Source organism: Catellatospora sp. NPDC049609 (genome assembly GCF_040675365.1).
Lineage (GTDB): Bacteria > Actinomycetota > Actinomycetes > Mycobacteriales > Micromonosporaceae > Catellatospora.
In genome coordinates this window covers 1-20,233 of sequence record NZ_JBFAOU010000072.1, presented here as the reverse complement: position 1 = coordinate 20,233, position 20,233 = coordinate 1, and the positions used below count along the sequence as shown (strand labels likewise).

The following is a 20,233-nucleotide window of genomic DNA, read 5'->3' as shown; positions in this document are numbered from 1 at the left end:
ACCACCGAGCCACGTGAACCCACCCGATGGAGAGAGCGGACATGACCAACCTTGCCCAGAATCTGGCCGACTCGGCCGCCCGCGACGGCGCCGCACCCGCCATCCGGCTCGGCACCGCGGTGCTGTCGTTCGCGCAGCTCGACGCGGCGAGCGCCCGGGTGGCCGGCCTGCTGCGCGAGCGCGGCGTGCGGCCCGGCGACCGGGTCGGGCTCATGCTGCCCAACGTGCCGCAGTTCGCCGCCGCCTACTACGGCATCCTGCGCGCCGGTGCGGTGGTCGTGCCGATGAACGTGCTGCTCAAGTCCCGCGAGGTGGCGTTCTACCTGAGCGACTCGCAGGCCACGGTCGTGCTGGCCTGGCACGGGTTCGCCGCGGCCGCCACCGCCGGCGCGGCCGCCGCCGGCACCGAATGCCTGCTGGTGGTGCCCGGCGAGTTCGAAGACCTGCTGGGCGCCACCGCGCCGCAGGACGGCATCGTCGCGCGCGAGGCGGGCGACACCGCCGTCATCCTCTACACCTCGGGCACGACCGGCACGCCCAAGGGCGCCGAGCTCAGCCACGCCAACCTGACCCGCAACGCCCAGGTCGGGGTCGACCTGCTGGCGCTGACGCCCACCGACATCGTGCTGGGCGCGCTGCCGCTGTTCCACTCGTTCGGGCAGACGTGCGGGCTCAACGCGGCGGTCGCCGCCGGGGCGTGCCTGGCGCTGGTGCCGCGATTCGACCCCCAGGCCGTGCTCGACACGATCCACCGCCACCGCGTCACGGTCTTCGAGGGCGTGCCGACGATGTACGTCGCGCTGCTGGCCCACCCGCAGCGGGCCGAGTTCGACGTGGACAGCCTGCGCCTGTGCGTGTCCGGCGGGGCGGCGCTGCCCGTCGAGGTCATGCGCGGCTTCGAGGCCGCGTTCGGCTGCGTCATCCTCGAGGGGTACGGCCTGTCGGAGACCTCGCCCATCGCGTCGTTCAACCACGCCGACCGCGAGCGCAAGGCCGGTTCGATCGGCACCCCCGTCGCCGGGGTCGAGATGGCGCTGCGCGACGTCGACAACGGCGTCGGAGAGATCGTGATCCGCGGTCACAACATCATGAAGGGGTACTGGGGCCGTCCGGACGCGACCGCCGAGGCGATCGACGCCGATGGCTGGTTCCGCTCCGGCGACCTGGGCCGCGTCGACGACGACGGCTTCTTCTTCATCGTCGACCGCAAGAAGGACATGATCATCCGCGGTGGGTACAACGTGTACCCGCGCGAGGTCGAGGAGCTGCTCTACGAGCACCCGGCCGTGCGGGAGGCCGCCGTCATCGGCGTGCCGCACGCCGAGCTCGGCGAGGAGATCTGCGCCGTGGTCGCGCTCAAGGCCGGTGCCGAGGCCACCGCCGAGGAGCTGCGCGAGCACGTGAAGGCGCGGGCCGCCGCGTACAAGTACCCCCGGCACGTGTGGATCGTCGCCGAGCTGCCGAAGTCGCCGACCGGCAAGATTCTCAAGCGTGAGGTCGCGGTGCCCGCCGACCTGATCGCCTGACCCGCGCCGGCCGCACGCCGGCACACCGACCCCGCCGCCTGCCGTGGGAGGAGCGGCAGGCGGCGGCCGACCCCGCACCCTCCGGCGTGCCCGCGACCACCGTCGCGGTCACGTTCCTCGGCGGCCTTCCGCCGACCCCGCGCCGACAAGGACACCGATGACCATCAGCACCGCCACCACCGCGCAGCTGGACCAGCTGCTCGCCGAGCTGCGCGACGGCGAACGGGCCTGGGCCCGCGAGCCGCTCAGCGCCCGCCGCCTCCTGCTCCGCCAGGTGCAGGCGGCCGTCGCCGCCCACGCCGAGCAGTGGGTACGGGTCGCCGGGAGCATCAAGCAGCTGCCCGCCGGCTCCCCGCTGCTCGGCGAGGAGTGGACCAGCGGCCCCTGGGCCGTGCTCGGCTACGTCGACGCCCTCGCCGACACCCTGGCCCGCCTGGAGCAGGGACGGGACCTGCTGGCGGGGTGCAGGATCGGCGCCGCACCGGGCGGCCGGGTGAGCATCGACGTGCTGCCGCACACCGCCTTCGACCGGCTGCTGCTCAGCGGGTTCCGGGCCGAGGTCTGGATGGAGCCCGGCGTCACCGCGCAGGAGACCAGGCAACGCGCCGGGCTGGGCCTGCTCGCTCCGGAGCGTACCGCGGGCGTCGCCGTGGTCATGGGCGCCGGCAACATCTTCTCGATCGCGCCGCTGGACGTGCTGTACCAGCTGTACGCGTACAACCGGGTGGTGCTGCTCAAGCTGAACCCGGTCGCCGACGCGCTGCTGCCGGTGCTGGCCGCGGTGTTCGCGCCGTTCATCGACCGCGGCTATCTGCGCATCGTCACCGGGGACGCGTCCGTCGGCGACCACCTGGTGACCCACGCCGGTGTCGACGCCGTACACCTCACCGGCAGCGAGGCCACCCACGACGCGATCGTGTGGGGGACCGGCGCGGCCGGGCGGGCGGCCAAGGCCGCCGGCACGCCCCGGCTGGACAAGCCCGTCACCAGCGAACTCGGCGGGGTGTCGCCGACGATCGTGGTGCCCGGCCGCTGGTCGCCGGCCGACCTGCGGTTCCAGGCCGAGCACGTCGCCACGCAGCGGCTGCACAACAGCGGCTTCAACTGCGTGGCCGCGCAGATCGTCATCGTCAGCCGGGACTGGCCGCAGAAGCGGGAGTTCTTCGCCGCGCTGCGCGACGCGTTGGCGAACGCGCCCGCCCGCCCGGCCTGGTATCCGGGCTGCGACGGGCGGGTGTCCGGCGCCCGGCGCGAGCATCCGCGGTTCGAGGCCGTCGGCGGCACCGCCGAGCGGACCGTGCTGTGGAACCTCGACCTGGACGATGAGGCCGAGTCCGCGTTCGGCACCGAGTACTTCGGGCCGGTCCTCGGGGTGGCCGAACTGCCCGGCACGGGCATGGAGTTCCTCGACGCCGCGGTCGACGCCGCCAACGAACGCCTGCACGGCACGCTGGGCGCCAACCTGCTGATCGACCCCCGTACGCGGCGGCGGCTCGGCCCGGGCCTGCGGGAGGCCGTCGCGCGGCTGCGCTACGGCACCGTCGGTGTCAACGCCTGGACCGGCGTGGGCTACCTGACTCCCCGCGCCACCTGGGGAGCGTTCCCCGGGCACCCGCTCGACGACATCGCCAGCGGCCGCGGCGTGGTGCACAACTCGCTGCTGCTGCACCGGCCGGAACGGACCGTGGTGTACGGGCCGTTCCGGCCGCTGCCGCGCTCGGTGCTGACCGGCGAGTTCAGCCTCACCCCCAAACCGCCGTGGTTCCTGACCAACCGCACGGCCGCGACGACCGGCCGGCGGCTCACCGCGTTCGCCGCCGCGCCCCGCTGGTCGGCGCTACCGGGGATCTTCGCCTCGGCGCTGCGGGGCTGACGGCTGCTCTTTCCGGTCGGCAAGGACCTTGCCCTGCCCGGCCCGAATAACGATACTGGCGTTAACGCATTTGGCGGCTCGTCCCCGGACCCGCCGATGCGCGGCGCCGAGGGTGCACGCCACCCCGACCAGGCGCTGCCCGACCGGGGCGCCGACCACGATCTGACGCTGCTGCGGAAGGTATGCATCCCATGAGTGCCCACGACTACGACGTCCTCGTCATCGGCTCCGGCTTCGGCGGATCCGTCTGCGCCCTGCGCCTGACCGAGAAGGGCTACCGCGTCGGCGTGCTCGAGGCGGGAAGGCGCTACACCAGCGAGGAACTGCCCAGGACCTCGTGGGACGCGCGCAGGTTCGTGTGGGCCCCGGCCCTGGGGCTGTACGGCATCCAGCGCATCCACCTGCTGCGCGACGTCGTGATCCTCGGCGGCGCCGGCGTCGGCGGCGGATCGCTCAACTACGCCAACACGCTCTACAAGCCGCTCGCGCCGTTCTTCGACGACCCGCAGTGGGCCCACATCACCGACTGGCGCGACGAACTCGACGCGCACTACGACCAGGCCCGGCGCATGCTCGGCGTCACCATGAACCGCACCGTCACCGAGGCCGACAAGGTCCTCAAGTCGGTGGCCGACGACATGGGAGTCGGCGGCACGTTCACCCTGACGCCCGTCGGCGTGCTGTTCGGCGAGGACGGCCGCAAGCGCGGCACCGAGGTCGACGACCCGTTCTTCGGCGGCGCCGGACCCCGGCGCAACACCTGCATCGAGTGCGGCTCGTGCATGACCGGCTGCCGGTACAACGCCAAGAACACCCTGGACAAGAACTACCTGTACCTGGCGGAGCGCAACGGCTGCGAGATCCACCCGATGACCACCGTCGTCGACGTCGCGCCGCTGCCCGCCGGGGGATACGCCGTGCACACGGTCGTGACCGGCAAGCCGGCCCGCCGCAGGCGGCACCGGCGCACCTTCACCGCCGAGCAGGTCGTGTTCGCGGCCGGCACGTACAACACCCAGAAGCTGCTGCACCGCCTGCGCGACACCGGGTCGCTGCCGCACGTCTCCGGCAGGCTCGGGCAGCTGTCGCGGACCAACTCCGAGTCCGTGCTGGGCGTCAAGGCGCGGGACAAGAACATCGCCTACACCCAGGGTGTCGCGATCACCTCGTCGATCCACGTCGACGAGAACACCCACATCGAACCGGTGCGCTACGGCAAGGGCAGCAACCTGATGGCACTGCTGCAGACCGCGCTCACCGACGGCGACCAGGGCCGCCCCCGCTGGGTCACCTGGCTCAAGACGATGGCGACCCAGCCGCGGAACTGGACCTGGTTCTCCCCGAAGAACTGGTCCGAGCGCACGATCATCCTGCTGGTGATGCAGGCCCTGGACAACTCCATCACCGTCCGCGGGCGCCGGACCCTGACCGGCCGGTACAAGCTCACCTCCGGCCCGGGCCACGGCCAGCCGAACCCGTCCTGGATCCCCGCCGCCAACGACGCCGCCCGCCGCGTCGCGGAGAAGATCGACGGCATCGCCGGCGGCACCATCGGCGAGATCGCCAACATCCCGCTCACGGCCCACTTCATCGGCGGCTGCGCGATCGGCGACTCCCCGCAGACCGGTGTCGTCGACCCGTACCACCGGCTCTACGGCCACCCGGGCGTCCACGTCGCCGACGGCTCGACCGTGTCGGCCAACCTCGGCGTCAACCCGTCGCTGACCATCACCGCCCAGGCCGAGCGCGCCATGTCGTTCTGGCCCAACCGCGGCGAGCCCGACCCCAGGCCCGCGCTGGGCGCCCCCTACCGGCGCCTCGCGCCGGTCGCGCCGCACCGGCCCGCCGTCCCGGCGGACGCCCCGGCCGCGCTGCGCCAGACCGCCGCCGAGCCGCCGCCGCACAGCTCAGCCCGCTGACGGGCCGACAGCCCAGGTCGCAGCACCCCTCAGATCGACACGCACGGAGGATCCGCCATGGACAACACACTCGACTTCGGTGACCGCACCGACTTCGACAACGCCGACCGCGGCTTCATCGCCGCGCTGACCCCGGGTGTCGTCACCGCTGCCGACGGGCGGGTCGTGTGGGACGCCGACGCGTGGTCCTTCCTCGACGGCGACTGCCCCGACACCGCCAACCCGAGCCTGTGGCGCCAGAGCCGGCTGTGCGCCCGCCAGGGCCTCTACCGGGTCACCGAGGGCATCTACCAGGTACGCGGCCTGGACATCTCGAACATGACCATCGTCGAGGGCGACACCGGGATCATCATCATCGACCCGCTGCTCAGCGTGGAGACCGCCGCGGCGGCGCTCGGCCTGTACCGCGCCCACCGCGGCGACCGGCCCGTCACCGGGCTGCTCTACTCCCACTCCCACGCCGACCACTTCGGCGGCGCCGCCGGCGTCACCGACGGCGACGTGCCGATCCTGGCGCCCGTCGGGTTCATGGAGCACGCCGTCGCCGAGAACGTGTTCGCCGGCACGGCGATGACCCGCCGGGCGAGTTTCATGTACGGCGCGACCCTGCCGATCGGCCCGGCCGGACAGATCGGGTTCGGGCTGGGCAACGCCGCGTCCTCCGGGACCGTGTCGCTGTTCCCGCCCACGATCGACGTCACCCGCACCGGGCAGGAGGAGACCATCGACGGCGTGCGGATGGTGTTCCAGCTGACGCCGGGCACCGAGGCGCCGTCGGAGATGAACTTCCTGTTCCCCGACCACCGCGCGCTGTGCCTGGCCGAGAACGCCACGCACACCATGCACAACGTGCTCACCCTGCGCGGCGCGCTGGTCCGCGACGCCCGGATCTGGTCGCGCTACCTCACCGAGGCGATCACCATGTTCGACGGTGCGGCCGACGTCGTGTTCGCCTCGCACCACTGGCCCACCTGGGGCCGCCAGCACATGACGCGATACCTGACCGAGCAGCGCGACCTGTACGCCTACCTGCACGACCAGACGCTGCGGCTGGCCAACCAGGGCCACACCGGAGCCGAGATCGCCGAGATGATCCAGCTGCCGCCCGCCCTGGACGCGGCATGGCACGGCCGCGGCTACTACGGGTCGGTGTCGCACAACGTCAAGGCCGTCTACCAGCGCTACCTCGGCTGGTTCGACGGCAACCCGGCCAACCTGTGGCAGCACCCGCCGGTCGAGACCGCCAAGCGCTACGTCGACTGCCTCGGCGGCCTCGACGCCGTCGTGGCCAAGGCACGCGACTACGCCGACGCCGGAGACCTGCGGTTCGCCGCCCAGCTGCTGCAGCACGCCGTCTTCGCCGACCCCGCGCACGGCGGCGCGAAGGAACTGCTCGCGCAGGTGTACGACCGGCTCGGCCACGGCGCGGAGAACGGCATCTGGCGCAACTTCTACCTCACCGGCGCGCAGGAGCTGCGCCACGGGCCCGACGTCACCCCGGTCGACCTCGGCGGCGGCATGGCCGCCGTGCTGTCGATCGAGCAGATCTTCGACACCCTGGCGATCCGCGTCGACGCGCCCAAGGCGTGGCACGACACGATCACCATCGACTGGACGTTCACCGACCTCGGCCAGGCCTATCGCACCACGCTGCGCAACGGGGTGCTCGTCCACCAGCAGGACCCGCCCGCGGGCGACCCCGACCTCAGCCTCACCCTGACCAAGCCGCAGCTGCTGGGCATGCTGGCCGGCAAGGGCCTCGGCGGCATCACGTACGACGGCGATCTCGACGGGCTCAAGCGCATGCAGGGCTACCTCGACGCGCCCGACCCGCGGTTCGCGATCGTGACGCCCTGACGGCGACGTGGTCGACGCGACGGCCGTCGCCCGCCGTGTTCCGGCGGCGGGTGACGGCCCGCGCGTGTCAACGCTCCGGCCTCGGTTGACGTCCCCGACCACCGGCGCGGACGGGCCCGCAGCGGCTACTCAGCCGGTGCGGCGCACCCGCGCATCGAGCAGCGCCCGCGCCGCGGCGGCCAGCACGCCACCGGCGCACATGCCCGGCGCGGCGAGGTGGAACACCTCGCGGTCCAGCCACGCGACCCGCTCGATCCCGGCCCGCTCCCGCAGCGAGTCGTCCAGGGCCAGCTCTGCGTCGTCGTCGTAGAAGCAGCGCGCGGCGTCACCGGCCCACAGCGACCACTGGTACACCTCGACGTGGTAGCTCTCGCCGTCATCGCCGAAGACGGCCAGCCGCCGGTCGCGTTCGGGCAGCGCCTGCACGCTGAAGTCGCCGGTGCCGCGCAGCTCCCGCACGCTCATGTGCGGCAGGTGGTGCGGCTCGGCGCTCGGCACGATCAGATCGTGCAGCTCCTCGACGTGCTCCGGGCAGGTGCACTCGAGACGCGGGGCGTCGGTGGGGGAGGGGGAAGGCATCGCGGCATCGTACGTGGCACCTGCGACACGGCCCGGCCGTGCTCCTCGTGCCCTCCTGCGGCTGTTCGGCACGCACTCGGCGGGCGGGTGCGTGCCCGGCCCCGTAGCAGCAGGTGAAGGGGGATAAATGGCTTGCACAGGTGTCGGGCCGAGGGCTTGACTGCTCGCCATGTCCTCCCCCTCACCGATCTTCGTTGCCGGTACGGGCCGTTCGGGAACGTCACGGATCGCCAACATCATCGGCGAACATCCGCTGATCCACCGGATTCCCATGGAGACCAAGTTCATCATCGACCCGGGTGGTCTGCGGGACCTGGCGGACGCGCTCACCGCTCGATACGACCCCCACGTCGGTGAGGACGCCCTGCTCCGGCTGAGCGACTTCCTCACCGTACGGGTGCCCGGCCGGCGCGACGACCGCGGCAAGACCGTTCCGGAGCTGGTCGGCCAGCAGCGCTACCGGGACGCGGTGCAGCAGCTCTGGCCGCAGCTGATCGCGTACACCTTCGACGAGCCCGCGCCCGCGGAGGGTTTCGGCGACGCCGACCGGCCGGCCGGGCCGTTCGGGCCGCCGAGCCGCCGACGGGTGGTTCCCCGGTATTTCAGCGACCGGGGCGAGCTGGTCGCCATCCTGCGGAATCTGGTCGACACCCTGTTCGGCGGAGCAGCCGCCGACGCGGGCAAGCCGACCTGGTGCGAGAAGACGCCGTTCAACCTGCTGTGCATGGAGTTCCTCTGGGAGCTGTTCCCCGAGGCGACCATCGTGCACATCAAACGCCACCCGGTCGCCGTGCTCGCCTCCCACCTGGCCCAGCCATGGGCACCATCCACCGTGGACGGCGCGCTCGACTACCTCAAGCCGGTCTACCACCGATGGCTCACCTGGAAGAGCTCGGCAGACCTGACGGGCAGGCGATACTTCGAGGTGAAGGCGGAAGATCTCGCCGCCGACTGGCCCGGGCAGCGCCGCGCCCTGTTCGAACGGCTCGGCGTCGACGACTTCGCCACCCCTTCATCGTTTCAGTCGCACAAGCTGGCGCACCGCAACGACCAGTTCGACGGCGAAACCCGCGCGTTCATCGAAGAGTCACTCGGCAAGGTCATCCCCGAGATGGGATACGAGTGACGGCTGCGGCACGCCGGGCTTGACACCGTGGACGGGATGATGGCGGGCCGACCGGGTCGCGTGCACGCTCGCCGGGATGACACCTCGACCTGGCACCGTGCGCAGGGGCGGGCCACCTGACGCACCCCGCCTCAAGGCCGAGCCCCCTCTGCGCGGGTGGCTCGGCCTTGATCGCAAGATCCTGCCGGTGTTCGTGATGGGGCGCCGAAATGACTATGCTGCGCAGTTCCCCGCCGCGTAGTCGACCGCCGCGTCGAAGAGCGCTCCGCCACCGGACTCGAACGCGGCCGGGCTCGTGGCGCTCGCCGGGAACGCGATCCGGCAGCCCGGTGCCGGTGTCCCGCCGACCATGCTCGCCCCGGACTCGTAGACGAAGATGCCGGGCTGCCCGGAGACGGTCGCCACCGTCGTCGCGCCGCCGGTGCCGCTGTTGGGCACCCCGAAGCCGATGGTCTGGTTCGTGGCGTAGAGGGCGACCGTCCCGGTCCGGCTGGCGGCGAGCGGATGGCCGGCAGCGGTGATGACGGCGGCGGATGCGGAGGTGTTGCCGTAGCTGACATCCGCGGTGGTGCCCGTCATCCGCATGTCGTCGTAGATCCACGGCTTCCACGTCAGGACGGGCACCGTGACGTCCCGGAACCGCGAGGTGAGGCTTGAGGACACCGACGCCGAGATCAGCACGGCGGCCTGACCTGTCGCGTCACCGGCCGTGACCGTGTCGTCGTCGGCGAGGGTCACCGTGTGGCCCGCGGCGGTCAGCCGGTTGCGAACCGCGGTGTCACCCGTGGTGAGCGCGGCCGGGTTCCCGACCACGAAGAGCAGTCCGCTGCCGGGCGGTGGCGGCGGTGGGGGTTCACCCTCGCCGCCGAAGTACGGGTCCGCGCCCATGGCCGCGAAGGCGTCACGCGACTGCGTCGAGGAGTCGACCCACCAGTTGCACGCCGGGTACTGGTTGTTGTCGTGCTCGGTGTGGAAGTAGAGCGCGCCGCGGAACTGCTCCCATCCGGGCTGCTGGAAGAGCGCCTGCGCGGCGGCGAGCCACGCCGCCTTCCGGCCGGGCTGGGCCGGGTCCTCGATCGTGGCGAACTCGGGCAGCCACAACTCCTTGGTCGGATGCTGTGTCCCGAACTGACGCAACGGGTCGATGATCGACTGCAGCGACTTCCAGCCCTCGTTGCTGCCCCGGCAGGTGTACCAGTTGTAGGAGTCCCCGCCGATGGCGTCGACGACGTCGTCACCCGGGTACCACTTCTCCGCGCGACGACGGTCGCTCGGGTTGACGAAGAAGCTGTAGTCGGTCATGGTCAGCAGGTACTTCGCGTTGGTCACGCCCTGCTCGCGGAACACCGTGACGATCCTGCGCCAGGCGTTCTTGAAATCCGTGGCATCCCCGTTCTGGAGGTTGGTCGACGCCTCGGGTTCATGGTTGAAGATGAAGTAGATCGGCGCCCCCCAGTTCTTGATCCTGGTCGACCACGACACGATGTCGTTGTGGATCGCCTGGCCGGGCGCCGCGTTCGCGATGCTGCTCCACGGGATCCGCTGGCCGTCCAGCCGGCGCGCCTTGACCGACAGCACCAGCGTGTGGTCCGTGCTGCGCAGCCAGTTGTGGTAGCTGTCCGGGAACTGCTGGTCCCACAGGACGAAGATGCGGGAGCCGCGCAGGCTCTGGTCGAGCGACGCCTCGAGGTTCTGGACCGCCTGCTGCTCGCTCTCACCGCTGCGGCGGGCGACGTGCGCTCCCCAGATCATGGGCTCGCCGGCGGCCGTCGCCGGCGCCATCGGTGCCAGCAGTGCGGTCAGCAGCACCACGGTCAGGGTCAGCAGCCCTCGGCGCTGGGCGGGCCGGCGGCGAATGCTTGTCATGTGGCAGCCTCCGTGCGTTGTCGCGCTGACTGAAGGTCGCCCAGGGCTGCAAGATCATATTTCCCACCTGGGTGCGTTCAGGTTAGTTCTCACGGACAACGCGTGGTGGGATCACGCCAGGCGTGGCGGTCGGTGTCGGCTGCCCGACCGGAAACGGTGATGCACCAACGCAGCGGGAGGACCGAACGCAGGTCTCGGTTGCCTGCCGTGTCCGCGTTGGGGCCACGACCTGCCCGGATCATCGCGGCCATCCCTGCCGCGTCGGGCTCGTCGTCGAGGTGGGCATGTCGAGAAGCGCCCGCCGGTTCAGGTTACGGCAGCAGCGTCGGCGCGAGCTGCGCGGTGTACCGCAGCAGCTCCCATCTGGTCACGGGATCCTCGCCGGCCGGTGCGTCCGGCAGCCCGGCCAACCCGATCGCCACCTTCTGACCGTGGCGGCTCGCGCGGCAGGTGCAGCCGGAGCGCGCCGCGTCGCGCGATGATGGGAGCGTGGAGATCCTCAGTAGTCGCATCCTGCTTCGGCCGTCCGACGTGGAGCGGTCGCACCGGTTCTATCGCGACGTGCTCGAGCTGGCCGTCTACCGCGAGTTCGGGGCACCCGACCATCCGGGAGTCGTGTTCTTCCTCGGCCAGGGACTGCTCGAAGTCTCCGGCGCCACCGACGCCCGGCCCGGCGGCGCGGTGCAGATCTGGCTGCAGGTACGCGACCTGCGGGCCGAGCACGCCCGCCTCGTGGCGCGAGGCGTGCCGATCCTGCGCGAGCCGCGACGGGAGCCGTGGGGGCTCGACGAGATGTGGATCGAGGATCCCGACGGGGTACGCATCGTCATCGTCGAGATCCCCGCCGACCACCCGCTGCGCCGCGACACCCGCTGACGAGATCGTGCGAGCAGGCTTGGGAGATCTCCGCAGGGCGCCGGCCTGGCACTGCTCATCGTGCGCCAGACCGTCAGGCTGGCGCCGGCTCTTGATCCGCTGCCGGAACCCGGCGAGCGCGGACCCGATGCCGCTCTTGAGACGTCCCGGCTCAGCTTGCTCAGCCGGCGCAGACAGCAGGCGGCGTGGGGCGGCGGGGCAGGCTCCGGCGGTGGACGGGTTTGTCGGACCGTGCCGGGAGGTATCGGCAGGACATGCGTCTGACCAGCACCGCCCGCCGCACGGCCCGCGCGGCCGGGAACAGCCCCGCCCTGGAGAACCTGACCCGCGCCGGTCTCATCGGCTACGGCCTGCTGCACCTGGCGGTCGGCTGGCTCGCTCTGCAGATCGCGAACGGTCAGTCCGCCCGCGGTGACCAGTCCGGTGCGTTCCGGCTGCTGGCCGCGCAGCCGTTCGGCCGGGCGCTGGTCTGGGCCATCGCCGCCGGCATGCTGGCGATGGCGGTCTGGCAGCTGTTCGAGGCCGCGGTGGGCCACGTCGACGAGCGTGGCGGCAGGCGCACGCTGGAACGGGTCGTCTCGGCCGGGCGCACCGTCGTCTACCTCGCGTTGGGCGTGACGGCGATCCAGGTGGCCAACGGCGTCGACCCGGCCACGGGCAGCCAGCAGCGTGCGGCCACCAGCGGCCTGCTCGGTCGGCCGGAAGGACCGTGGCTGGTCGGTGTCGCGGGCGTCGCGGTCGCCGTGGTGGGGCTGGTCCTGGTCGGGTACGGCATCACGAAGGGTTTCCTGCGCCATCTCCGGCGGGATCGGATGAGCGCGGGGGAGTTCCGGGCGGCGGTCTGGACCGGTCGGCTCGGTTACGCCGTCAAGGGCGCCGTGTACGCCGTGGCCGGGGTGCTCGTCACGATCGCGGCCGTCACCTTCGACCCCGCCAAGTCGACGGGGCTCGACGGGGCGTTGCACACCCTGGCGCAGCAGCCGTTCGGGTACGCCCTGATGCTGGTGACCGCGGCCGGCTTCGCCGTGTTCGGCATCTACTGCTACTTCCAGGCTCGCTACCGAAAGGTGTGACCGGGGTCCCAGGCGCGGTCGGCCGCATCCGTGTCGGGCCACCCGGCTTCGCGCGGACGCTGGTATTTATCCGGGGCGGGATTGTTATGCAACAAGTTTCATAGCATGATGGCCGGCGTGGCCCTGGAACACGCGATTCTCGTCTCCCTGCTGGAGCAGCCCGGATCCGGCTATGAGCTGGCCAGGCGGTTCGACCGCTCCATCGGCCGCTTCTGGACCGCCACGCACCAGCAGATCTACCGCACGCTCAAGCGCATGGAGTCCGACGGCTGGGCCACCGCCGAGGAGATCGACCAGGAAGGCCGCCCCGACAAGCGGCGCTACTCCGTCACCGCGGCCGGCCGGGCGGTGCTCACCGACTGGCTGCGCGAGCCCGTCCAGCCCGAGACGGTCCGCCACGAACTCGCCGTGAAGGTCCGCGGCGCGGCGTTCGACGACCGGACCGGACACGCCGCGCTGATCGCCGAGGTGGAGCGCTATCGCGCCGACCACGAGGTCACCCTCGGCCGCTACCTGGCCGGCGAGCGGCGTGACTTCCCCGATGCGGGCGAACTCGACACCGGCCGGCGGTTGCAGCATGTCGTGCTGCGCGGCGGCATCGCATACGAGCGGATGGTCCTGGCCTGGCTCGACGACGTCCTCGACACCCTCCGCGGCCTCGGCCGCTGACCCCACTCGGAAGGCGATGCCGCCATGGCGAACCCGTTGCTGCTCAACCCGCGCGACTACGACCCCGCCCACTTCGACGATCAGACGCGCCGGCTGCTGCGCGCCACCGTCGACTTCTTCGAGCACCGCGGCAAGAAGGTGCTCGTCGACAGCTACAACGACCGGACCTGGTACGGCGACTTCCTCGACTTCGCCGCCAAGGAGGGCCTGTTCGCGACGTTCCTGACACCGGCGGCCGACGCCTCCGGGGACGCGGGCAGCCGCTGGGACACGGCACGTAACGCCGCACTCAGTGAGATCCTCGGGTTCTACGGCCTCGGCTACTGGTACACCTGGCAGGTGACCGTCCTGGGCCTGGGGCCGGTGTGGCAGAGCGCCAACCCGGCCGCCCGAGCCCGCGCCGCCCGGCTGCTCGCCGACGGCCACGTCATGGCGTTCGGCCTGTCCGAGCGCAGCCACGGCGCCGACATCTACTCCACCGACATGATCCTCACGCCGGACGGCGCGGACGGATTCCGGGCCACCGGCGCGAAGTACTACATCGGCAACGGCAACGTCGCCGGTCTCGTATCCGTGTTCGGCCGCCGCGCCGACGTCGAAGGGCCCGACGGTTACGTCTTCTTCGCCGCCGACAGCCGCCACCCCGCCTACCACCTGGTCAAGAACGTGGTGAACGGGCAGATGTACGTCAGCGAGTTCCGGCTCGAGGACTACCCGGTGCGCGCCGAGGACGTGCTGCACACCGGCAGGGCCGCGTTCGACGCCGCGCTCAACACCGTCAACGTCGGCAAGTTCAACCTGTGCACGGCCTCCATCGGCATCTGCGAGCACGCGATGTACGAGGCCGTCACCCACGCCCACCGGCGGGTGCTCTACGGCAGGAAGGTCACCGACTTCCCGCACGTGCGCCGCGAGCTCACCGACGCGTACGCCCGGCTGGTCGCGATGAAGCTGTTCAGCGACCGTGCCGTCGACTACTTCCGGTCCGCGGGCCCGGACGACCGTAGGTACCTGCTGTTCAACCCGATGACCAAGATGAAGGTCACCACCGAGGGCGAGCGGGTCGTCGACCTGCTGTGGGACGTGATCGCCGCCAAGGGGTTCGAGGCCGACACCTACTTCGACAAGGCCGCCAAGGACATCCGCGGCCTGCCGAAGCTCGAAGGCACCGTCCACGTCAACCTCGCCCTGATCCTGAAGTTCATGCCGAACTACCTGTTCCAGCCGGCCGGGTTCGCGCCCGTGCCCACGCGTGACGACGCCGCCGACGACGAGTTCCTGTTCCGGCAGGGCCCGGCCCGCGGTCTGGGCGCGATCCGGTTCCACGACTGGCGCGGCGCGTACGACAAGCACGCCGGCATCCCGAACGTCGCGGTGTTCCGGCAGCAGGCCGACGGGTTGTGCGCGCTGCTCCAGGCCCACGCCCCGGACGAGGACCAGCAGCGCGACCTGGACTTCCTGCTCACCATCGGCCAGTTGTTCGCGCTGGTCGTCTACGGCCAGCTGATCCTGGAGCAGGCCGAGCTGACGGGGCTGGACCGCCACCTGCTCGACGAGATCTTCGCGGTGCTCGTCGGGGACTTCTCGGCGTTCGCGACCGAACTGCACGGCAAGGCGGCCACCACGCAGGCGCAGGCAGCCTGGGCCCTGGCGCACCTGCGCCGCCCGGTGCACGACGTTGCACGCACCGCGGCCGTGTGGGCCCAGGTCGAGGAGCTGTCCGGTGCCTACGAGATGCGGCCATAGGGCGCCGCCCGGCACCTGGCGGGCATCGGGCATCCGGCTGGGCGGTGCCGCGGCCCCGACGTTCGGTTTCGGCGCCTGCGGCCGTGGTCGGGCCGGCCCTCGCCTTCGGTTGCTCAGGCGGGATCACCTGGCGGGCTTGCCGAACCAGCGGGACAGGTGAGCGTCCAGCTCCTGCTGGTCGTCGCCGACCCAGGCGACGTGGCCGTCGGGGCGTAGCAGGACGCCCGGAACATCCAGTGCCGCAGCGGGATCGTCGAGATGATCGACCCGGTCCGACCAGCGGGCGACGGTGAGGTGTCCGGTGCGGTCCAGCAGCAGGCCGCGGCCGCGGTGCAGCAGATCGTAGAGGCGGCCCTGTGCCAGGTCGATGTCGCGCAGGCGGCGGCCGAGCAGATCGGGGCCTGCGCCGAAGTCGTAGCGGACGCCGACAGCGGTGATCTTCTCGATCAGATGGCGGTTCACCTCGTCGAAGTCCATCAGTTCGGTGAGCAGCCTGCGCACGGCCCGTGGGCCCGGCTCGGTGGACGACAGTGTCATCTGGGCGCGGGTGTTGTCCAGCACGTCCGCGGCGACCGGATGACGCTCGGCCTGGTAGGTGTCCAGCAGTGTGTCCGGCGCCCAGCCGCGGATCTGTGCGGCCAGCTTCCAGCCGAGGTTGAACGCGTCCTGCACGCCCAGGTTGAGGCCCTGACCGCCGGCGGGTGGATGGATGTGTGCCGCGTCGCCGGCCAGCAGCACCCGCCCCACCCGGTAACGTTCGGCCAGCCGGGTGGCATCCCCGAAGCGGGACAACCAGCGCGGGGAGTGCACGCCGAAGTCGGTCCCGGCGATGGCGCGCAACTGTCGCCGGAAGTCGTCGAGGGTGGGCGGTTCCGCACGGTCGCTGACGCCCGCGGCGGGTACCACGACGCGGTAGACCCCGTCGCCGAAGGCCTGGAGACTCAACCGCTCATCGGTCTTGCGGACCTCGGCCACCTTGGCGGCGATCTCCTGCGGCGGCACCCCCGCCGCCATCTCGCCCATCAGCATCTCGGTGCGCGCGGGCTCGCCGGGGAAGCCGACGCCGAGCAGTTTGCGCACCGTGCTGCGCCCGCCGTCACAGCCGACGAGATAGCGCGTACGCAGCCGTTCCCCGTCGGCGAGCGCGACGGTCACACCCTCGTCGTCCTGGTCGAGCCCGGCCACCGCACCACCGCGCCGGACCTGCGCACCCAGTGCGATCGCGTGTTCCTCGAGCAGGCGGACGATGACCGGCTGCGGTATGCCCAGCAGATAGGCGTGCGCGGAGTCCAAGCCCTTCGGCGCGGGTTTGTCGATGGCGGCGAAGAAGCCGCCGGCCGGACGCTGCCTGCCGTGTTCGAGCATGCGCTCCAGCAGCCCGCGCATCGCCATCAGCTCGATACTGCGGATGTGCAGACCCACGATGCGGACGAACGAGACGGGCTCGGTCTCCTTCTCCAGGACGAGTACGCGCACATCGTGCAGCCGTAGTTCGGCGGCCAGCATCGCGCCGGTCGGCCCGCACCCGGCGATGATCACGTCGAACATGGGGGGTGTGCTGGTGCGGAAGGCCGGCGATGCGGGTCTGGGCACATCGACCACGGTCGAGTCGGGCTGGACCGTCGCGGTCGATGACGGCTCGGCGGGGAACTGCGGAGAGTGCATGGGCGTCGCCTTTCGGGAGTGCCTTGTCAGCGAGGCGCTCCCGGCGACACCTACGTCAGTCGCCCGACCGTGACGGGAGGGGGAGCACCCACATCGATACAGCGTTCATGGGTCTCACCTCCTCGGGCGGGTCTCGGTCAGCTGCAAGGTACAAGCCCGCGCAGCATCCCGTCCAGTCCGTTCCCCGGCGTGTGATCACGGCTCCGCACGGACCGCGCGGCGACGATGCTGATCAGGGCCCGCCATCGCCGCGCCGGCGGCCGGAGACCTCTTTGACCAGGAACCGGCAGGGGTCTGCGACCTCGTGACGGACGCCGCGCTCGTCGGTGTAGTGGTACCGATCGAGGTAGTGGCAGCCGGTGTCGCGATAGCCGAGCCGCAGGTACAGCGCGGCCGCCCGCGCATTGTCATCGTCGACGCCCATCCCGATCCGGTGATGGCCGCGCTGCGTGGCGAGCTGCTCGGCCGCGCGGATGATCGCTGTTCCGACGCCCTGCGACCGCCGTTCGGGAGCAACGGCCAATCCGTTGATCTCGGGGCAGCCGGGAAACCGCGCACGGACGTCGGGTTCCTTGGGGCCCTGCCACAGGACCTCCCCGGAGCCGACCGGGACGTCGCCGGCGCAGGCGATCAGGAACGTGCTGAACCCCTCGCGTTGCCGGAGGTAGCGGGCCTCGTGGTAGCGGTTCGGGCCGGTGGGGAGGTGGTGCTCCAGCACGTCGACGTCCTGCCGCCGGCATCGCCTGACGATCATCCGCGCAGACTACTCGGCCTGGTGCACAGCGCGTCCAGCCGTTTCAGCGTCTCGGTCATGCTCTCGACCCAGATCCGGCCGCCCTCCATCGACGCCTGCTCATCCTCCGGTGCCTGGGAGCAGTCATAGCGCTGGGTCACGACGGTCGCGCCGGGGCCGTCAGGGGTCAGCTCATAGGTCCACCGGTGCCCCCATCGTGCTTGAGCCGTGCTGCCGGGTGCGGTGTCCGGGTGGCCCCGGCCCGCTTCCGGCTCCCAGCCGATGCGCCGGTTCAGCTCGTACTCCACGACGTGGTTGTTCATCTCGTAGTCGCCGTGCGGCGGGTGGTACATCCTCATCACGAACACGTCGCCGGCGGCGGCGACGACCCCGTCCGATGCGGCACCCCGCAACATCCCGGAGCCGTCGAGATCGGTGTGTCGCCGGGGATCGGCGAGGATGGCGAAGATGGCGGCCGCCGGTGCGGCAATCCGCCGGGACACGGCGACGGGCTCGCTGGCTGTCAAGGGCGTTCCTTCACTGGGGCAGGTCTTCTCTGGTCGGTGTGTGCTGGACTTCGGCGAGCCGTTCGGTGAGGAAGGCGCGTTCGACGTCGTTGTCGGTGAGGGTCAGGGCCTCCCGGTACGCCTCCGCCGCCGGTGCCCACCGGTGCAGCCGGCGCAGGAAGTCGGCGCGGGCGGCGCTGAGGTAGCCGTAGGTGGCCAGCGCCGGCTCGGCCAGCAGCGGCGTCAGCGCGTCGAGCCCCGCCTGCGGGCCGTCGCGCATGCCCACGGCCACGGCACGGTTGAGCTCGACCACCGGTGAGGGCCAGAGCCGGAGCAGCACGTCGTACAGCCCGACGATCTCGGACCAGTCGGTGTCCTGCCAGGTCGCCGCTTCGGCGTGTACGGCGGCGATAGCGGCCTCGACGGCGTACCGGGTCGGCGGCCGGCGGCGCAGCGCGTCGGTCAGCAGGGCGACACCCTCGCCGATCAGCTGGGCGTCCCATCGCGAACGGTCCTGCTCCGACAGCAGCAGCATGCGTCCTGTGGCGGACCGGCGGCCGGCGGCACGCGCGTCGATGAGCAGCAGCAGCGCGAGCAGGGCGCTGACCTCCGCGTCGGTCGGCATGAGCAGGTGCAGCAGGCGGGCGAGGTCGACGGCGCTGTCGACCAGGTCCCGGCGGACCAGCTGCGCTCCGATCGGCGCGGTGTGACCGGTGGTGAAGATCAGGTGCAGGACCTCGAGGACGACGCCGACGCGTTCGGCGAGCTGGTCGGGTGACGGCACGCGGTACGGGATACACGCGGCGGTGATCTTCTTCTTGGCCCGGGTGATCCGCGCGGCCATGGTGGGCTCCGGCACCAGGAACGCGCGGGCCACCTCGGCCGTGGTCAGGCCGCACACCAGCCGCAACGTCAGCGCGACCTGGGCGTCGCGGGACAGCGCCGGGTGGCAGCAGGTGAAGACCAGCCGCAGGCGGTCGTCGTCGAGGCCGTCTTCGGGCCCGGCCACCGACTGCTCGGACACCAGCAGCGGCAGGGCCCGGCGCAGCACCGCCTCCCGGCGCAGCACGTCCAGCGCCCGGTTGCGGGCGGTGGTGGTGAGCCACGCGCCGGGGCGATCGGGCACACCGGACTGCGGCCAGGTGTCCAGCGCCTTGGCGTAGGCGTCCTGGGTGCACTCCTCCGCGAGATCGAGGTCGCGGGTCAGGCGCGCCGTCGCGGCCAGCACCCCGGCCCAGTCCCGGCGGTGTGCCTGCGCGACGGCCGCGACGACGTCGGCGGTCATCCGTGATCGACCACCGGGCGGATCTCCACCCCGCTGTGGCCGGCGGAGACCTCGTACAGCCGGGAGGCCAGACCGATCACCTCGTCGAGGTCGGCGGCTTCGACGAGGTAGTAGCCGCCCACCGCCTCCTTGGTCTCCAGGAACGGACCATCGGTGACTGCCGGCCGGCCGGCCGGGTCGGCGCGCAGCGTGGTCGCGATGTCCGCGGGCTCCAGCTCCGCGCCGCCGAGCAGGGCGGACCCGGCCGCGGCGGCGAAGGCGCGGTGGGCCTCGTGGAGCTGCTGCACCTCCTGCGGGGACATCGCGGCCCACTGCCGCTCGTCGCCGTAGATGAGGATCAGGTACTTCGCCATGTCGGGTGTCCCGTCGTGTGGGGCCCGGGTGGGCCCGCCTACCTTCACGACGAGTCAAACCGACCGCCGATCGACAGTCGAGGCCAGGATTTCCGAGCCCCGGTCCGACCGTCCCCGGGGCCGCCCTCGGCGAACGGGTGGGTTCGCGATGCTCACCCGGCAAGCGAGGCGTCGCGGCCGCCGATCCAACCGGCCTGTTGCCGGTGCCCGGTCAGACCGGCCTGGCGATCATGAGCTTTCCGTGGCGGTGAAAGCGGGGCGCGCGGTACTCCACGACCGTCTGGGCGCCCAGCTCGACGACGGCGCTGGCCTCGGCCTGGCCGAAGGGCCTGCCCTCCTTCGGCACCACCTGCACGGCGATCCGGTGCGGCCCGGCGGCGACGGCCACGGTATGCGTACCCCAGCTGCGTACCGGCTGGTCCACGCCGTCGACGCTCAGCTGCGGCGTGCTCGTCCGGTACAGCCGGGAGAAGGACGGGTGCGCCAGCGTCACCCGCAGCATGCCCTGTCCGACCGACATGGTCACCCCCTGCAGCACCATCATCGCCGCAAGCGGCACAGCGGTGGGGCGGGGCGCGCCC

17 protein-coding genes are annotated in these 20,233 nt (G+C 71.6%); 9 read left to right on the top strand and 8 right to left on the bottom strand.

Translation table 11 applies throughout. From position 1 onward, the window contains the following. The first annotated feature begins 41 nt into the window (after nucleotides 1-41). The 4 genes from AB0J67_RS20885 (at nucleotide 42) to AB0J67_RS20870 (ending at nucleotide 7,175) form a co-directional block, all read left to right on the top strand. Nucleotides 42-1,526: a long-chain fatty acid--CoA ligase gene (locus AB0J67_RS20885; RefSeq protein WP_363485056.1), complete on the top strand. Its 1,485-nt coding sequence runs from the start codon at nucleotides 42-44 to the stop codon at nucleotides 1,524-1,526. A gap of 157 nt (nucleotides 1,527-1,683) precedes the next feature. Further along, the gene (locus tag AB0J67_RS20880) at nucleotides 1,684-3,399 is read left to right on the top strand and encodes an aldehyde dehydrogenase family protein (protein WP_363485055.1); all 1,716 of its coding nucleotides are present in this window, start codon (nucleotides 1,684-1,686) and stop codon (nucleotides 3,397-3,399) included. A gap of 182 nt (nucleotides 3,400-3,581) precedes the next feature. After that, the gene (locus AB0J67_RS20875) at nucleotides 3,582-5,318 is read left to right on the top strand and encodes a GMC family oxidoreductase (RefSeq protein ID WP_363485054.1); all 1,737 of its coding nucleotides are present in this window, start codon (nucleotides 3,582-3,584) and stop codon (nucleotides 5,316-5,318) included. Between the two features lie 57 nt (nucleotides 5,319-5,375). Further along, a complete protein-coding gene (locus AB0J67_RS20870) occupies nucleotides 5,376-7,175 on the top strand; it encodes an alkyl sulfatase dimerization domain-containing protein (RefSeq protein ID WP_363485053.1) in 1,800 nt (599 codons plus the stop codon). Nucleotides 7,176-7,304: 129 nt separating this feature from the next. Here the strand turns inward: AB0J67_RS20870 and AB0J67_RS20865 are convergent, their stop codons facing one another. Then, entirely contained in the window at nucleotides 7,305-7,754 is a 450-nt protein-coding gene (locus tag AB0J67_RS20865; protein ID WP_363485052.1) for a hypothetical protein, read from the bottom strand. Nucleotides 7,755-7,923: 169 nt separating this feature from the next. Between AB0J67_RS20865 and AB0J67_RS20860 the strand changes: the two genes are divergently transcribed. Next, complete coding sequence (locus AB0J67_RS20860) at nucleotides 7,924-8,880, top strand: sulfotransferase (protein WP_363485051.1); 957 nt, start codon at nucleotides 7,924-7,926, stop codon at nucleotides 8,878-8,880. 213 nt (nucleotides 8,881-9,093) lie between these two features. Here the strand turns inward: AB0J67_RS20860 and AB0J67_RS20855 are convergent, their stop codons facing one another. Continuing rightward, a complete protein-coding gene (locus AB0J67_RS20855) occupies nucleotides 9,094-10,746 on the bottom strand; it encodes a glycosyl hydrolase (protein ID WP_363485050.1) in 1,653 nt (550 codons plus the stop codon). A 489-nt stretch (nucleotides 10,747-11,235) separates the two neighbouring features. On the opposite strand from AB0J67_RS20855, the gene AB0J67_RS20850 reads away from it, so the two are divergent. From AB0J67_RS20850 to AB0J67_RS20835, 4 genes are all read left to right on the top strand, one after another. After that, the gene (locus AB0J67_RS20850) at nucleotides 11,236-11,622 is read left to right on the top strand and encodes a VOC family protein (protein WP_363485049.1); all 387 of its coding nucleotides are present in this window, start codon (nucleotides 11,236-11,238) and stop codon (nucleotides 11,620-11,622) included. Nucleotides 11,623-11,876: 254 nt separating this feature from the next. Next, entirely contained in the window at nucleotides 11,877-12,695 is an 819-nt protein-coding gene (locus AB0J67_RS20845) for a DUF1206 domain-containing protein (protein WP_363485048.1), read from the top strand. Nucleotides 12,696-12,812: 117 nt separating this feature from the next. Continuing rightward, the gene (locus AB0J67_RS20840) at nucleotides 12,813-13,364 is read left to right on the top strand and encodes a PadR family transcriptional regulator (RefSeq protein WP_363485047.1); all 552 of its coding nucleotides are present in this window, start codon (nucleotides 12,813-12,815) and stop codon (nucleotides 13,362-13,364) included. Nucleotides 13,365-13,388: 24 nt separating this feature from the next. After that, nucleotides 13,389-15,110 (top strand): acyl-CoA dehydrogenase family protein, encoded by a 1,722-nt coding sequence (locus tag AB0J67_RS20835; protein WP_363485046.1) that lies wholly within the window; start codon nucleotides 13,389-13,391, stop codon nucleotides 15,108-15,110. 123 nt (nucleotides 15,111-15,233) lie between these two features. Here AB0J67_RS20835 and rox read toward each other — a convergent pair whose 3' ends face one another. The 6 genes from rox to AB0J67_RS20805 form a co-directional block, all read right to left on the bottom strand. Beyond that, complete coding sequence (rox, locus tag AB0J67_RS20830) at nucleotides 15,234-16,658, bottom strand: rifampin monooxygenase (RefSeq protein ID WP_363485071.1); 1,425 nt, start codon at nucleotides 16,656-16,658, stop codon at nucleotides 15,234-15,236. A 349-nt stretch (nucleotides 16,659-17,007) separates the two neighbouring features. Beyond that, nucleotides 17,008-17,529, bottom strand: a complete 522-nt coding sequence (locus AB0J67_RS20825) for a GNAT family N-acetyltransferase (protein WP_363485045.1) — start codon at nucleotides 17,527-17,529, stop codon at nucleotides 17,008-17,010. Then, nucleotides 17,526-18,035: an SRPBCC family protein gene (locus AB0J67_RS20820; protein ID WP_363485044.1), complete on the bottom strand. Its 510-nt coding sequence runs from the start codon at nucleotides 18,033-18,035 to the stop codon at nucleotides 17,526-17,528. Before AB0J67_RS20820 ends, AB0J67_RS20825 begins: the two co-directional genes overlap by 4 nt. Nucleotides 18,036-18,045: 10 nt before the next feature. Continuing rightward, entirely contained in the window at nucleotides 18,046-19,299 is a 1,254-nt protein-coding gene (locus AB0J67_RS20815) for a sigma-70 family RNA polymerase sigma factor (RefSeq protein ID WP_363485043.1), read from the bottom strand. After that, complete coding sequence (locus AB0J67_RS20810) at nucleotides 19,296-19,652, bottom strand: YciI family protein (RefSeq protein WP_363485042.1); 357 nt, start codon at nucleotides 19,650-19,652, stop codon at nucleotides 19,296-19,298. Before AB0J67_RS20810 ends, AB0J67_RS20815 begins: the two co-directional genes overlap by 4 nt. Before the next feature lie 211 nt (nucleotides 19,653-19,863). Beyond that, on the bottom strand, nucleotides 19,864-20,233 hold a 370-nt coding region (locus tag AB0J67_RS20805), incomplete at its 5' end, for a hypothetical protein (RefSeq protein WP_363485041.1).

Excerpts from the sequence above, each read along its gene's own strand:
- AB0J67_RS20870 (WP_363485053.1), top strand. The coding sequence starts at position 5,376 with ATGGACAACACACTCGACTTCGGTGACCGCACCGACTTCGACAACGCC.
- AB0J67_RS20835 (WP_363485046.1), top strand. The coding sequence starts at position 13,389 with ATGGCGAACCCGTTGCTGCTCAACCCGCGCGACTACGACCCCGCCCAC.
- AB0J67_RS20810 (WP_363485042.1), bottom strand. The coding sequence starts at position 19,652 with ATGGCGAAGTACCTGATCCTCATCTACGGCGACGAGCGGCAGTGGGCC.
- AB0J67_RS20875 (WP_363485054.1), top strand. The coding sequence starts at position 3,582 with ATGCATCCCATGAGTGCCCACGACTACGACGTCCTCGTCATCGGCTCC.
- AB0J67_RS20855 (WP_363485050.1), bottom strand. The coding sequence starts at position 10,746 with ATGACAAGCATTCGCCGCCGGCCCGCCCAGCGCCGAGGGCTGCTGACC.
- AB0J67_RS20880 (WP_363485055.1), top strand. The coding sequence starts at position 1,684 with ATGACCATCAGCACCGCCACCACCGCGCAGCTGGACCAGCTGCTCGCC.
- AB0J67_RS20860 (WP_363485051.1), top strand. The coding sequence starts at position 7,924 with ATGTCCTCCCCCTCACCGATCTTCGTTGCCGGTACGGGCCGTTCGGGA.
- rox (WP_363485071.1), bottom strand. The coding sequence starts at position 16,658 with ATGTTCGACGTGATCATCGCCGGGTGCGGGCCGACCGGCGCGATGCTG.
- AB0J67_RS20845 (WP_363485048.1), top strand. The coding sequence starts at position 11,877 with ATGCGTCTGACCAGCACCGCCCGCCGCACGGCCCGCGCGGCCGGGAAC.
- AB0J67_RS20825 (WP_363485045.1), bottom strand. The coding sequence starts at position 17,529 with ATGATCGTCAGGCGATGCCGGCGGCAGGACGTCGACGTGCTGGAGCAC.
- AB0J67_RS20815 (WP_363485043.1), bottom strand. The coding sequence starts at position 19,299 with ATGACCGCCGACGTCGTCGCGGCCGTCGCGCAGGCACACCGCCGGGAC.
- AB0J67_RS20885 (WP_363485056.1), top strand. The coding sequence starts at position 42 with ATGACCAACCTTGCCCAGAATCTGGCCGACTCGGCCGCCCGCGACGGC.
- AB0J67_RS20865 (WP_363485052.1), bottom strand. The coding sequence starts at position 7,754 with ATGCCTTCCCCCTCCCCCACCGACGCCCCGCGTCTCGAGTGCACCTGC.